Consider the following 13,518-nt stretch of genomic DNA (forward strand, 5'->3'; position numbering starts at 1 on the left):
CTACATTAAAGCCCGAATGCCTCTTTTACCTTATCGACGTAATCCAGCTTTTCCCAAGTAAATAACTCTACTTCGCAGATGGTCGGTTCCGGATTGTAACGAGAGGTAAACTTTTTCGTCACAACCTGCGGTTTACGTCCCATATGGCCGTAAGATGCAGTCTCCAAATAGATCGGGTTACGCAGTTTCAGACGTTCTTCGATTGCTTTCGGACGCATGTCGAACAGGTTCCAGATCTTTTCTGCGATCTCTCCATCTGTCATTTCCACATTGGCACGACCGAATGTATTGACGAAGATATTCATCGGTTTAGCAACACCGATTGCATAAGACACCTGTACCAGCATTTCATCAGCCACACCGGCGGCAACCAGATTCTTCGCAATATGACGAGCGGCATAAGCGGCAGAACGGTCTACCTTCGAAGGATCTTTTCCGGAAAATGCGCCACCACCGTGAGCACCTTTACCACCGTATGTATCAACAATGATCTTACGGCCTGTCAGACCGGTATCGCCGTGAGGACCACCGATCACGAACTTTCCGGTCGGATTCACATGATAGATGATATCATCATTGAACAAAGCTTGAACATGAGCCGGATACTGAGCCTTTACACGTGGGATCAGTATGCTCTTCACATCTTCAGCGATCTTTTTCTGCATAGCCAGATCCGCTTCTTCCTGTGTGATACCTTTTGCTGTGATAAATTCATCATGTTGTGTAGAAACAACAATCGTATCGATGCGCAACGGTTTTCCGTTGTCATCATATTCAATCGTCACCTGACTCTTCGCATCCGGACGGAGGTACGGCATCAGGTCGTTTTCATTCTTGCGTATCTCGGCAAGCTCCCACAACAAACTGTGTGAAAGATCTAATGCCAGAGGCATGTAGTTTTCTGTTTCGTTAGTAGCATAACCGAACATCATACCTTGGTCACCTGCTCCTTGATTATAAGGATCCTCGCGCTCGACACCACGGTTAATATCGCCACTCTGTTCATGGATAGAAGAGAACACGCCACATGATTTTGCTTCAAACTGGTATTCGCTTTTCGTATAACCAATTTTTTCGATCACGTTACGGGCTACATCCTGTACATCCACGTAAGCACTTGATTTTACTTCTCCAGCCAAGACAACCTGTCCGGTTGTAACAAGGGTTTCGCAAGCAACTTTAGAGTTCTTGTCATAAGCCAGGAACTCATCCAGCAAAGCATCCGATATCTGATCGGCTACTTTATCGGGGTGCCCTTCGGACACCGATTCGGAGGTGAATAAATAACTCATCGTTTTTTGAATTGACAATTGACAATTGACAATTGACAATCAAAGAGCACAAACTCTTCAAAGTCAACAGACAATTTACAATTGACGGTTAATAAATCAAATAAATGGATTGACGAGGGGAAATTTGCTTTGCCGGACGGCAGTTAAAAGGGCTTGTTTTTAGCATTTTTTCCTGTGGTTGCAAGCAATACAAATCTATCCACATCAATTCAGACGCAAAAATACGAAACAATTGACAATTGACAATTGATAATTGACAATTATTTTTTCTTTTTTGTGTTGCGCAAGGCTTTTTTATACTTAAACTCCGCTTTCATCTTAGCAGAACCCGATTTATGCGTTCCACGCAGAAAATCTGAAAACTTAATCTTTTTCTCTCCGGCATTTTCGTCTTTCCCCTTTTTCTTAAAGACCATGCCACCACCGGTCAATATCTTTTCTATATCATTCATAATCGTTCTTTTAAATCTATTATACGTTCTTTCAATACAGGATGTACGACAAACGGAGCTATTTCGGCCAAAGGGTCCATCACAAACTTCCGTTCATGCATGAGAGGATGCGGCAAGGTAAGCTCTGGTATCTGTAAAACCTCGTCCTCATACAGAAGGATATCGATATCGATAATACGGTCATGATAGACTCCGTTGCTTTTTTCCGTGCGACCCAATTCTTTTTCGATCTGCTGGGTTATCTGCAATACTTCCAACGGAGAAAAAGAAGTCTTCAATTTAACAGCCGCATTCAAGAAAAAGTTCTCCGACTCAAACCCCCACGGTTCCGTTTCATAGAAACCGGAAAGGGCGAGAATATCTCCCACCCTTTCAGCTAACAACGCTGCGGCTGTTATCATGTTCCGTCGCTTATTCCCGACATTGGTTCCCAAGCCCAGGTATGCAATCGCCATAAGTACCCGTTTTTACAGGATCAACATGGCATCGCCATAAGCACCGAAACTATATTTTTCTTTCAATGCGACCTCATAAGCATCCATGATCAGGTCATATCCGCCAAAAGAGGCTGTCATCATCAACAAAGTAGACAGCGGCATATGGAAGTTCGTAATCATACTGGACGCCACACTGAAGTCATACGGCGGGAAAATGAACTTATTAGTCCACCCTTCAAACTCTTTCAGGTGACCGTCTGTACTGACAGCTGTTTCGATAGCGCGCATCACGGAGGTACCGACTGCACAAATCTGTCGTCCGTTATCTTTTGCCGTATTCACGATATTCACGACATCCCCGTTCACGACCATCTGCTCAGAATCCATCTTATGCTTGGTCAGGTCTTCCACATCGATTTCGCGGAAATTACCCAGCCCGGAATGCAGTGTCAGATAAGCAAACTGGCAATCCTTAATCTCCAAACGTTTCATCAGTTCACGACTGAAATGAAGACCGGCGGCGGGAGCCACAACCGCTCCTTCTTCCGTCGCAAAAATATTCTGATAACGATCTTCGTCATCCGGTTCTACAGGACGGTCGATATATTTAGGCAGCGGGGTTTCACCCAATGCATACAATGCCTTTTTAAATTCATCATGGTTCCCGTCATAAAGGAAACGCAAGGTACGGCCACGTGACGTCGTATTGTCGATCACTTCAGCCACCATCGAATCATCTTCACCAAAATACAACTTATTACCGATACGGATTTTACGGGCAGGATCGACCAAGACATCCCAAAGGCGAAGATCTTCATTCAGCTCACGCAACAGAAAAACTTCGATACGAGCTCCGGTCTTTTCCTTATTTCCGTATAAACGGGCAGGAAAAACTTTTGTGTTATTGAAGATGAACACATCTTTTTCTCCGAAATAGCTAAGCAAATCTTTGAACACTTTATGTTCGATCTCTCCGGTCTTGCGATTGACCACCATCAATCTGGACTCGTCCCTGTTCTTTGCCGGATGGAGAGCGATCAGCTCCTGCGGTAAGTTAAATTTGAATTTCGACAGCTTCATAATATAAATTCTATTTTTATTTTATTCTTATCATTATCAATCCTCACAATTCTTCTTCTCGGTTGTGATATTTTCATCTAAAAAGACATCGATATCATCAGGAGACATACATTTGTCCAGTGTGATGTCTCCGATACGAGTCCGTTCGAGAGCAATCAGATGAGCGCCCGATTGAAGAGCGACACCGATATCACGTGCCAGAGCGCGGATATAAGTACCCTTGCTGCAAACCACCCGTATCTTTACCACTGGCAGATCACACTCCAACAGCTCCATTTCATCAATCACAAGCGTCTTGGACTTCAATTCCACTTCCTCTCCCTTGCGAGCCAACTCATACGCCCGCTTACCATCCACCTTGCAAGCCGAAAACACCGGTGGAATCTGCTGAATCGTTCCCACGAACGACTGTAGTACCTTCTCTACTTCCTTACGGGTAATATGTTCTGTCGGATATACTCCGTCTATCTCTTTTTCCAAATCAAAAGAAGGCGTCGTTTCCCCCAACTTCAGGGTAGCGACATACTCCTTTGTCTGATACTGAAATTCATCGATCCTCTTGGTGGCCTTGCCCGTACAAACAATCATTACCCCTGTCGCCAGTGGGTCCAATGTTCCGGCGTGTCCCACTTTTATCTTTTTTACCTTCAGTTTCCGCGATAACTTATAGCGGAATTTGTTCACCAAGTCAAAGGAAGTCCACTTTAAGGGCTTATTGAAATATACTACTTCTCCTGCTATAAAATCCATTCTTATTTAAGTAATGTACAGGCAATTGTAACCAAACCTGCAATTGCACAATAGATGGCGAAATAAATCAGTTTTCCCTTCTTTACGATATTGATCATCCATTTACAAGCAATACATCCCGATACGAATGCAGCCACAAAACCGACCACCAATGACAATGCCGGAATATCACCTGCTACCGCTTCGCCTTTTACCGCTTTCATTACATCCAGCAACGCTTCACCCAAAATCGGGGGGATAACCATCAAAAATGAGAACTGGGCCAGTTTCGCCTTATTGTTTCCTAATAACAAACCGGTCGCAATCGTTGTTCCGGAGCGGGAAAGTCCCGGCATCACAGCACACGCCTGAGCCAAACCGATGATAAAAGCATCCTTCAGCGAGATATTTTCCTTCTGACGGGGTTTGGCATAATAGGAAAATGCAAGCAAAGCAGCCGTCAGCAATAACATACAGCCGACGATCAGCAGCCCCGATCCGAAAATAGCCTCCACCGTATCCTTGAAAAACACACCTACAATACCGATAGGGATCATTGAAATCAAGATATTGATCACATAGCGAGTTTCTGCGTTCATCTTGAACTTAAACAAACCACGGAATATCCATTCGATCTCTTTCCATAAAATCACCAACGTACTAAACACGGTCGCAACATGGACAACGATCGTAAAAGCCAGATTTTCTTCTCCCTGAATTCCAAACAAAGCAGAACCGATAGCCAGATGTCCGCTACTGCTGACCGGCAGATACTCCGTAAGTCCTTGAACAATTCCCAGCACTAAAGCCTCAAACCAACTCATTCCGCTACTTCCTTATTTTTACTGTTTTTCAAAATACCAAAAATCATCAATACGAAACCGATCACTGTCACAGCCGGAGCCACAACAATACGGCGGGAACTGAAAATCTCAGGATTGAAACCTGTCGGGTCCTGCGAACCGCCACCACTCATCAACATAAAACCAATCGCGATAACAGCAACAGCAACAGCGATCAAAATAAAATTTTCTTTTCCAAAAGCAAAATCTCTCTTAGCCATACATTTATATATAATATAATTTATCAACACCCATTCGTAAATACTTGTTCACTGCAAAGACAGTAGCCGTAACCGAAAGCAGGATCCCCATAATCAATACACCGGCATAAACAATTATCAACGCTTTAATATCCAGAAGCTGGATGAAACCGGATAATTCGTTCTGTAAATAATACAACGCTCCCGTCAACATTAATATTGCGAGGATAGACGCAAAAATACCACTGACCACATTATACCGCACAAACGGCCTTCTAATAAAACCAGGCGTAGCCCCCACCAGCTTCATCGTATGGATCAGGAAACGTTTAGAATAAATCAGCAGACGGATCGTGTTACTAATCAGTACAAACGAGATTGCCATCAACATTACGGCAAGTGTAAGCAAGATCAGGCTGACACGTTTCACATTGTCGTTCACCATCTGCATCATGTCTTTCCGGTAAAGCAGATCGGAAACGGAAGTATAGTTTTTTATTTTCTTTTCGATTAATTGCAGGCTGTCGGCATTAGCATATTCCGAATGCAATTTTACTTCAATGGAAGCTTGTAACGGATTAAAGCCCAAGAACGTTTCGGGATTTTCACCTAACTCCTCCTCAAGTTCCTTGGCAGCCTGTTCCTTCGATATATATTCAGTCGATTTGATATAAGGCAAGGCATCCAGCGTCTTCTGCATCTTCTTTATATCCGCTTCTTTCTGATTATCTTTTAGTACGATTGAAAATGAAATGTTTTCCTTCACATATACAGAAAGTTTGTTTCCCAACAATCCTATCAGAAAAACAAGTCCCAGCAAAAACAGTACCAATGAGATACTTATAATGGAAGTCAGACGAGAATTAAAGAAAGAAACAGAACTAACCTTTTTACCTTCAGCCATTAGACGTAACCTTATTGTTATTAAATAAAGTGAGGAGATGTGTTCAGAGAACACACCTCCCAATTTTTCTGCAAAAGAACGAATAATTTATGAGATAGTGATTACTTTACAATTCTTTAACTACAAGTCACCAAGCATAGACGGATAAAAAGCAGCATACTTGTCCCTAATAAACGAAGAGACTGTATCAATACACATAGTGTATTTCGACACAGCCTCTTGTTTTTTAACTGCTTTCGGCCTTCACAGGCATACTGACAGAAGAACTTTATTTCAATACTTTAGTATTAATAATACGATCGCTTGTTCACCTGTCGCAGGGTAATTGCCGTTATTTGTAGAGATGCACAGCCATGCATCTCTACGGCGCACGATCTTATTTAGAATTATTTGATTATAATTGTAATGTTATTATTCTCAGATTACTTTACAATTGCTTTTACAGCGCCTTCACCTTCAATAGCAACGACAACTACACCTGCAGGAGCAGCGATAGTAGCATTGTCAGAAGTAACCACTGTATTAGCGACTGTCTGGCCTAAGATGTTAGTGATAACAACTTTCTTGCCGGCAGCACCTGCAACCGTTACCTGACCGTTACCGGCGATGACTGTTACAGAAGATACTTCTACGTCTTCGTTTGCAGTAGCATCACTTTGAGCTGTCGTATTCAGCAACAAAGCCTGATAAATGTCTTCATAAACATTCTGATGCCAGTTGCCATTATGATCGCCAGTTTCACTATAACCACGACCGGTAGAAACAATGTTGTGGTTTTGTTCCTTCAACCAAGTGTTACCATTGGCTGCATAACCATACTGTTTACCCTTCGTTTCGATATAGAAGTTTTCGTCATCACTCTGATCTTTCAAACGGAATGCGATAGAAGCTCCATCGTAAGCCTTTTCTTTCAGAACAACTTTCTTGGCAACGTTTTTGCCGTCATACAAATCGCGGTCATACTTGATTGTTGCATCAGCAGTATCCATGATGTACAATGTATCCTGATAGTGGATTGCATTTACGAATGCATAACGAGTATACACGTTTTCGAATGGTTTAACGCTGTTCTTCAAATAAGCAGGAATTACGCTATCAACAGAAGCATCAACCATGTAACGTCCCTGTAAGTAATCAATCACCTGATAATGGTCACCGATAGCCGGATGATCTTCGTGATTGCATTCAGCTGTTTTCTTAGCCTCAACATCAAGAGCCAACAGATAAGTAGGCATGCTCGATACATTTACATGAGCTGTATCGATAAAGAACTCGTTGTTGCGTTCCGGTTCTTCAACAGCACTGAAGATGTTCATATAAGTAACACCATCGATTACAGATTCGCCCAATGTACGGTTTTCATTATTTGTTGAATAGAACTTTTCAGTCTTCAGACCGACAACTCTGCGATAGTACGGCATTGTATCTGCTTCCAAGATGAACGATTCGGTACGATCCTGACACAAGTTTTCAACTTTTGCATCCAACTGACCTTGTTCGATAGCCAATTTATCCAAAGCATCGTCAAAGGAGTATTTCCAACCAGTAAATTTATTCACATCGTCAGTATACTCATCATCTTTATCTACAGGATAAGCATAAGGATACTCAGTACGAACCAACGCATAATAATGGCCTTCTTCGTTATCGGCAGTCCAATGGTTATTTTCTTTCAATGTAAAATAAGCCAATGTGTAATTTGCATTACGATCCAAAGTATCAGCCACGCAATACTTACCATTCTTGTTGATACCAACAAATACACGGTCATTGTTGATCATATCTGCATCCTTCACTTTCAGCATATAAACTGATTTGTAAAGTTGAGTTGCACCAGCAGCTTCGCTTGTATAACCGTAAGGTATGTTCGTTGATTCGTAAGCAGCTGCATCCCAGTTAACTTTAACCGGAACCAGTTCAAAATTAGAACCTTCAGCCTGAGCTCTCAACAGCGTATCTTTACCCTGCTTAACAGCGTTCAAATAATAAGGATCTGTACCATAATCGAAGAACTGTTTCAGTTTGAATGTATTTTCGATTACTTTGTCACCCGGATTCAGATAACCCAATGTATTGACCGGATCAACTTTCGTGAACTTCAGTGTATCAGAGCAAGCGAACTCATTGTTGTAGTGTCCTAATGTATTATTATAGTTATGATTGATAATGAATACATTGTCACCCGCTTTATAGAGCTGACCTTCGAATGCAACATTTGAATATTCACGGTTTACGACTTTGACACGAGCAACAGGATCTTCTTCACAACCTGTATATTCAACAACCCACTGCGTTGCAGGCATGTGAGCGAAGTTCTGAGAAGCTTCTTTTTCATCATAAACAACATGGCCCTTCATATCTGCCACGATATTCACACCGTTTGCACGATGAGTGGTCAAATTCGGAGCTTTATCTGTTACCAACTGGATTGTGTAAACAGCCTGATCCAAAGTTGTACGAGTCAAGTACGGATAAGAATGGTCAAATTCGATGCAAGTATGAAGAGTACCTTCAGCAGCAGAACCTTTAGGTTTATCTGTTCCACCGGCAGTTACAACCCAACCGTCTTTCGTGTTCAACTTACTTAACATTACTGCAACAGGAGCCTCTTCCGGAGCTGTAGCCAAATCAGTATTACTTGCACTTAAACCTTTGTTTCCAGAAGTAATATCGCTAGAAGAAATAAACTGGCTTGCAACGATAGAGTTTCTCCAAGTTTTCTCTGCCTTAAATTCTGCATCATTCATTACAGATGCATTCAACGGCTCAATAACCAAACTATCTTGAGTCGGGAAATAAGTCAGACGATAGTTATAACGAGCATTGAAGAAGAAATCAGCAACTTCCGTAGACGGCTTCTTGTTTGACAACAGCAGTTCAGGAGAGTTGGATGGGTTTTCGGTAGCTTCTTCCCAACGAGCAGTATCAACCATCAAATATTTATCATTCTTAGCCATATCTTCTTCATCGATCACAGCTTTCAAACGAAGAGGATATTTGTTATACAGATCTTTATGCGCAACAACAGCAACAGCGAAATTATAATCTTCAATCACTGTTTTATCTGTATATTTTACATAATACGCCTTATTGGCATCACTCAACGCCCAAAGTCGGTCAGTAGCTGTTTCTTCCAGATAAACGACCCACTTCTCTACAAGATCTTTTGCATTTTCAGCAGTCTTGCTATTATTGAAAACAGATCCTGCTTGTACTAATGCATCTTGAGATTCACCTTTATTAAAATTAGCAAAAATGAAGTTCAATTCTTTTGCTTCGGAACCATCTACTGCATTATATTCAGATAAAACAGTGTTACCAGCAGCAATAATAGCCTTATCTGCTGCCAATTTTATTTCCTCTGCCTCAGCAGTCAGATTTTTCTCTTCCGCAATATACTTATAAGTATCTAATGTGCTGTTGTCTTCCGGAGACATAGCCGTTCTATTGCCAATACCCGTCGGAGTCATAAAGTTGAAACCGGCAGCACCATCTTTCTGAGCATCGATCATGCGATTGATGTCTTTTGCGTTTAACACAACAGATTCTGCTACAACCGGAGTCAATGTCAAAGCCTCACAAGAAGTAGCCTTATTCCCTGCTTCGGCAGCCGTATAAACAGCGGCAACTACTTGAGTTCCTGAAACATTCAGGCCATACTGATTAGCAGCAGTCCTAGAAGACTTCTTCAATACGATGTATTTGTCCGAATCGTGGAAATTAGCATACAGGATTTCATTTGCCAGCTTCTGTGTATTGTCTACATTAGAAGAGAACCAACTCCACTCAACATTGCAACCTTCCAGAATAGAAGCTTCCAAATCTGCAGATGTAGCAGTCGTAGCGATTTTATCTTTGCCATAAGCTGTTTTATGATCAAAGATAATCCCTAACCCTGTTTCCTTGTTTTTAAAGGTAAATTTGCCACCAGTTGCTCCGTCTTTCTTATCATAAGAAATCTGCCACAAAGAATAGTTTAAAGGAGCTTTATCAGCATCCACAATACGAAGAGTTACTTCACCGGTTTTAAAATCGCGTTCTTGTATCAAAACCTGATTTTTTTCCTTACCAACGCGCAACTGATACCATTTATCAGCTTCAATTTTGTTCACTTCAGAACCTAAAGCAGCATTGCTATTAGTTCCGAAAGAACGATAAGTTAACCCAGTTGCACAAGGAGTAACCTGGCCATAAGCATTACTTACGGGAAAATTACTTACCTGTGCTACCGCAGAGAATGCCGTTCCGAAAGCCAGGCATCCTACAAGAGTAGAAAACTTTTTGTTCATAATCATTTGAATTAATATTAATAATACATATACTAAAAGTTCAATCAGCATCACGTACGTCTCTGTGTTTTCGTCTTTTAACTAAACTTCTGTATTTTGACGAGAGAAAACGTACGTTTTTTTTAGTCATTTTTCGGGAGCTTCGGAAAGGTTCGTATCAGAAAGACGGTTTTTCGTACAGGCTAAGCTATCTGATTGATAAGAAAGAATATAGAAAAGGAAAAATAATTGGGAGAAAGGATTGCAGGTTTAAAAAGTAGTTGTATTTTTGTGCTGTGAAAATGACAAATTAAAACGTACGTTTTCTTTAGCCATTTTGAAATTATATTCTATTCCTCTATCTTCCAACCATTTACAACAATAAAAACATAAAAATAAAAGGATATATTGTATATGTACGCGTGTACATTATATAAAATCCCAAATAATAGATAATCAAACAGATACCACCCAACTCTCCCTACATCAATTTTGCCCGAAAAGACCGGCAAAATGGCCAATTTCAGAAGACTACAGAAATAAATGTTACTTTTTCTTTAGGCTATAACAATAGTTTGCACTTAATACAAATACAAAAATAGGATACGGGTTCAAATATAATCCGTACATTTGCACATTATGAAAAACGAATTTGATTATCAAGAGGTTCCATACGATTTCGCACATTGCCTAAACGATCAGTGTACGCAGGTGAACCATTGTTTACGCCATCTGGCAGCAGCCAACAGTACATCCATCCGCAAATTCTTTCCGATCGTAAAGCCAGCCCATTATCCGAAGGAAAGAGACAAGTGCCCTTTCTTCAAATCACAAATCAAAAAACGAATTGCTTTGGGGATAACGAACTTACTCGATAATGTGCCACATAAGACGGCTTTGCTCCTAAGAAGGCAGATGGTCGAGCACTTCGGAAAAACACTTTATTACCGTTTCTTGCGCAAGGAAAACGAGTTATTGCCCGAACATCAAATTTTTATCAAACAACTTTTTGAACAGAACGGAATCAACGAAGAACCGGTTTTCGATTCATACAGGGAAAGCTTTGACTGGTAAAAAAGTTTCAGCAAATATTTTTTGAGAAACTAAAGTTTCAAACAACTCCTGCCTTTGAAACTTTAGTTTCCTCGGACGAAACTTTTGTTTCATTGAGAGAAACTAAAATTTCGACCACAGACACTTTTGTTTTTGATGTTGAAACAAATGATCAGTGTCAATAGGGATTATTCCTCCACCGGGTCTCCGAACAGAGTAGCGGAAGAGGCACGGTGGATGCGTACTTTTATGAATTGTCCGACATGATAATTTTTCTTATCAAAAATCACGACTTTATTCTGACTGGTACGACCGAACAACTGCTCACGCGAACGTTTGGAGAAACCTTCGATCAACACTTCGAACACTTTGCCGATATCACGCTTGTTACTTTCTTCCGAAAGCCGATTCTGCAAATCGATCATGCCTTGCAGACGGCGGACTTTTTCTTCTTCACTGACCGTATCGGGAAGATGCTGGGCCGCATAAGTTCCCGGACGCTCGGAATATTTGAAAAGAAAAGCGCTGTCGTAGCCCACTTCGCGCATCAGGGAAAGCGTTTCCTCATAATCTTCTTCCGTCTCGGAGTGGAAACCGCAAAACAAGTCGGTCGATATAGCACAGTCCGGCAAGATACGGCGGATAGCGGCAATACGGTCCAGATACCATTCACGCGTATATTTACGATTCATCACTTTCAGGATGCGAGAGCTTCCCGATTGTGCAGGAAGGTGGATCATCTTACATATATTATCATGCTCGGCGATCACGTGCAGAGTTTCGTCACTCATATCCTTCGGGTGAGAAGTGGTAAAGCGGACACGCATCTCAGGTACCTCCTCGGCCACACGCTTCAGCAAAACGGGAAACGAAATTTTCTCTCCCTCTTTCTCAAAGAGATAAGAGTTTACATTCTGCCCTAACAAGGTCACCTCCTTAAAACCTTTTTCACGCATATCACGTATCTCGTTCAGGATACTTTCAATATCCCGGCTGCGTTCCCTTCCACGGGTATACGGAACGATACAATAGGTACAGAAATTATTACATCCGCGCATGATGGAGACGAAACCCGAAATATGCACACCTCCTAATTTCAATGGGATCACATCCTTGTAGGTTTCCTGTGTGGAAAGCTCAACATTGATCGCCTTTTCTCCGTGTTCGACCGCACCTACCAGGTTCGGCAAGTCCATATAGGAATCAGGGCCAACTACCAAATCGGCATGATGCACCTCGATCAGTTCCTCCTTCACGCGCTCTGCCATACATCCGAGCACACCGATCACTAAAGTTTTTTTCTTTCTTTTTAAAGACTGAAAATACTGAAGCCGTCCGTAGATTTTCTGTTCGGCATTATCGCGAACCGAACAAGTGTTGACAAAAATAGCATCAGCATCTTCAATCTTGTCAGTCACTGCATATCCATCCATTTTCATGATGGAAGCGACGACTTCGCTGTCTGCCACATTCATCTGACACCCGTAGGTTTCGATGAACAACTTCTTTTCTTCCATTCCGGCTGCGGATTTTAAGTCCACGCCATTCTCTTGATTCGTCATCTTATTTACTAATTATTGTTAAATATAAATGTTTTTGAAAAATAATTCATCAAACACTTGCACAGTTAAAATACCACGCTTATATTTGTAATCGAAAAACGTAAATTTTTTCATAGTTAAGGTTTTGGTTAAATCGAATAAGGGTGGCTGTGAAGTTACCCTTATTTACTTTTATACCTATTATATGCATCCTTTCTTTCACTTCTAAATAATATTTCCTACATTTGGAGTGCAAAAATAATCAAAGTTTATGGAAGGCGAAAATATTGGCGATTGGCTCTATATCCTGTTTCTGGCAATTGCCGGCATCAGTAGTATGTTCAGTTCAAAAAAGAAAAAGAAACAGCCTAAACAAATTTTGGGTCAACCGGACAGGAAAATCGTTGCTGAAGAAGAAAGTGTCCCCGACAAAGGTTTCTGGGAGGCTTTGGAAGAGATGCAAAATCCGAAAACCACCAAACGGTCCGTTGCCGCTCCCAAACCTAAAAGAGAGCAGAAAAAGCAGCAGTCTGTAGCTCCCAATCCGTTCCTTACCGCCGAAAAAACAGCGGGAAGACAGTCATTTGCCGGGAACCGCCTTGTCGTTCCCCCGGCCAAAGAAGAAAGCCCGCTTACGGATATCGAGTTCGACAATGCCGCCGAACTGAGAAAAGCTGTTATTTACACTGAAATACTTAATCGCAAGTATTAATCTATATT

General features: G+C 41.5%; 12 protein-coding genes. 2 read left to right on the plus strand and 10 right to left on the minus strand.

The genetic code is table 11. The features are described 5' to 3' along the window. Positions 1-5 precede the first annotated feature (5 nt). The 9 genes from metK to NQ564_RS13125 form a co-directional block, all read right to left on the minus strand. Positions 6-1,292, minus strand: a complete 1,287-nt coding sequence (gene metK, locus NQ564_RS13085; protein WP_008150010.1) for a methionine adenosyltransferase — start codon at positions 1,290-1,292, stop codon at positions 6-8. 260 nt (positions 1,293-1,552) lie between these two features. Further along, the gene (locus NQ564_RS13090; protein ID WP_008150011.1) at positions 1,553-1,744 is read right to left on the minus strand and encodes a hypothetical protein; all 192 of its coding nucleotides are present in this window, start codon (positions 1,742-1,744) and stop codon (positions 1,553-1,555) included. Further along, complete coding sequence (gene folK / locus NQ564_RS13095) at positions 1,741-2,199, minus strand: 2-amino-4-hydroxy-6-hydroxymethyldihydropteridine diphosphokinase (RefSeq protein ID WP_008150012.1); 459 nt, start codon at positions 2,197-2,199, stop codon at positions 1,741-1,743. Before folK ends, NQ564_RS13090 begins: the two co-directional genes overlap by 4 nt. 12 nt (positions 2,200-2,211) lie before the next feature. After that, a complete protein-coding gene (gene queA, locus NQ564_RS13100; RefSeq protein ID WP_008150013.1) occupies positions 2,212-3,261 on the minus strand; it encodes a tRNA preQ1(34) S-adenosylmethionine ribosyltransferase-isomerase QueA in 1,050 nt (349 codons plus the stop codon). Positions 3,262-3,297: 36 nt separating this feature from the next. Then, positions 3,298-4,011, minus strand: coding sequence for a tRNA pseudouridine(55) synthase TruB (truB, locus tag NQ564_RS13105; RefSeq protein WP_008150014.1), 714 nt, complete (start codon positions 4,009-4,011; stop codon positions 3,298-3,300). Positions 4,012-4,013: 2 nt separating this feature from the next. Next, the gene (locus NQ564_RS13110) at positions 4,014-4,814 is read right to left on the minus strand and encodes an undecaprenyl-diphosphate phosphatase (protein ID WP_008150015.1); all 801 of its coding nucleotides are present in this window, start codon (positions 4,812-4,814) and stop codon (positions 4,014-4,016) included. Further along, entirely contained in the window at positions 4,811-5,053 is a 243-nt protein-coding gene (locus NQ564_RS13115) for a DUF3098 domain-containing protein (protein WP_005634674.1), read from the minus strand. The genes NQ564_RS13110 and NQ564_RS13115 overlap by 4 nt, the downstream gene beginning before the upstream one ends. Before the next feature lie 4 nt (positions 5,054-5,057). Beyond that, the gene (locus NQ564_RS13120) at positions 5,058-5,936 is read right to left on the minus strand and encodes a cell division protein FtsX (RefSeq protein WP_008150016.1); all 879 of its coding nucleotides are present in this window, start codon (positions 5,934-5,936) and stop codon (positions 5,058-5,060) included. 422 nt (positions 5,937-6,358) lie between these two features. Continuing rightward, complete coding sequence (locus NQ564_RS13125; protein WP_039848219.1) at positions 6,359-10,225, minus strand: DUF6383 domain-containing protein; 3,867 nt, start codon at positions 10,223-10,225, stop codon at positions 6,359-6,361. A gap of 618 nt (positions 10,226-10,843) precedes the next feature. Here NQ564_RS13125 and NQ564_RS13130 point away from each other — a divergent pair. Then, positions 10,844-11,278, plus strand: a complete 435-nt coding sequence (locus NQ564_RS13130) for a DUF6078 family protein (protein ID WP_008150019.1) — start codon at positions 10,844-10,846, stop codon at positions 11,276-11,278. A gap of 167 nt (positions 11,279-11,445) precedes the next feature. Here the strand turns inward: NQ564_RS13130 and miaB are convergent, their stop codons facing one another. Further along, positions 11,446-12,819, minus strand: a complete 1,374-nt coding sequence (gene miaB, locus NQ564_RS13135) for a tRNA (N6-isopentenyl adenosine(37)-C2)-methylthiotransferase MiaB (RefSeq protein WP_021861837.1) — start codon at positions 12,817-12,819, stop codon at positions 11,446-11,448. A gap of 250 nt (positions 12,820-13,069) precedes the next feature. Between miaB and NQ564_RS13140 the strand changes: the two genes are divergently transcribed. Next, on the plus strand, positions 13,070-13,510 hold the full coding sequence (locus tag NQ564_RS13140; RefSeq protein ID WP_008150024.1) for a hypothetical protein: 441 nt from the start codon (positions 13,070-13,072) through the stop codon (positions 13,508-13,510). The last annotated feature ends 8 nt before the right edge of the window (positions 13,511-13,518 follow it).

Source organism: Parabacteroides johnsonii DSM 18315 (assembly GCF_025151045.1).
Lineage (GTDB): Bacteria > Bacteroidota > Bacteroidia > Bacteroidales > Tannerellaceae > Parabacteroides > Parabacteroides johnsonii.

What these genes read in the sequence shown, in the direction of transcription:
- metK (WP_008150010.1), bottom strand. Translation starts at nt 1,292, where the DNA reads ATGAGTTATTTATTCACCTCCGAATCGGTGTCCGAAGGGCACCCCGAT.
- NQ564_RS13090 (WP_008150011.1), bottom strand. Translation starts at nt 1,744, where the DNA reads ATGAATGATATAGAAAAGATATTGACCGGTGGTGGCATGGTCTTTAAG.
- folK (WP_008150012.1), bottom strand. Translation starts at nt 2,199, where the DNA reads ATGGCGATTGCATACCTGGGCTTGGGAACCAATGTCGGGAATAAGCGA.
- queA (WP_008150013.1), bottom strand. Translation starts at nt 3,261, where the DNA reads ATGAAGCTGTCGAAATTCAAATTTAACTTACCGCAGGAGCTGATCGCT.
- truB (WP_008150014.1), bottom strand. Translation starts at nt 4,011, where the DNA reads ATGGATTTTATAGCAGGAGAAGTAGTATATTTCAATAAGCCCTTAAAG.
- NQ564_RS13110 (WP_008150015.1), bottom strand. Translation starts at nt 4,814, where the DNA reads ATGAGTTGGTTTGAGGCTTTAGTGCTGGGAATTGTTCAAGGACTTACG.
- NQ564_RS13115 (WP_005634674.1), bottom strand. Translation starts at nt 5,053, where the DNA reads ATGGCTAAGAGAGATTTTGCTTTTGGAAAAGAAAATTTTATTTTGATC.
- NQ564_RS13120 (WP_008150016.1), bottom strand. Translation starts at nt 5,936, where the DNA reads ATGGCTGAAGGTAAAAAGGTTAGTTCTGTTTCTTTCTTTAATTCTCGT.
- NQ564_RS13125 (WP_039848219.1), bottom strand. Translation starts at nt 10,225, where the DNA reads ATGAACAAAAAGTTTTCTACTCTTGTAGGATGCCTGGCTTTCGGAACG.
- NQ564_RS13130 (WP_008150019.1), top strand. Translation starts at nt 10,844, where the DNA reads ATGAAAAACGAATTTGATTATCAAGAGGTTCCATACGATTTCGCACAT.
- miaB (WP_021861837.1), bottom strand. Translation starts at nt 12,819, where the DNA reads ATGACGAATCAAGAGAATGGCGTGGACTTAAAATCCGCAGCCGGAATG.
- NQ564_RS13140 (WP_008150024.1), top strand. Translation starts at nt 13,070, where the DNA reads ATGGAAGGCGAAAATATTGGCGATTGGCTCTATATCCTGTTTCTGGCA.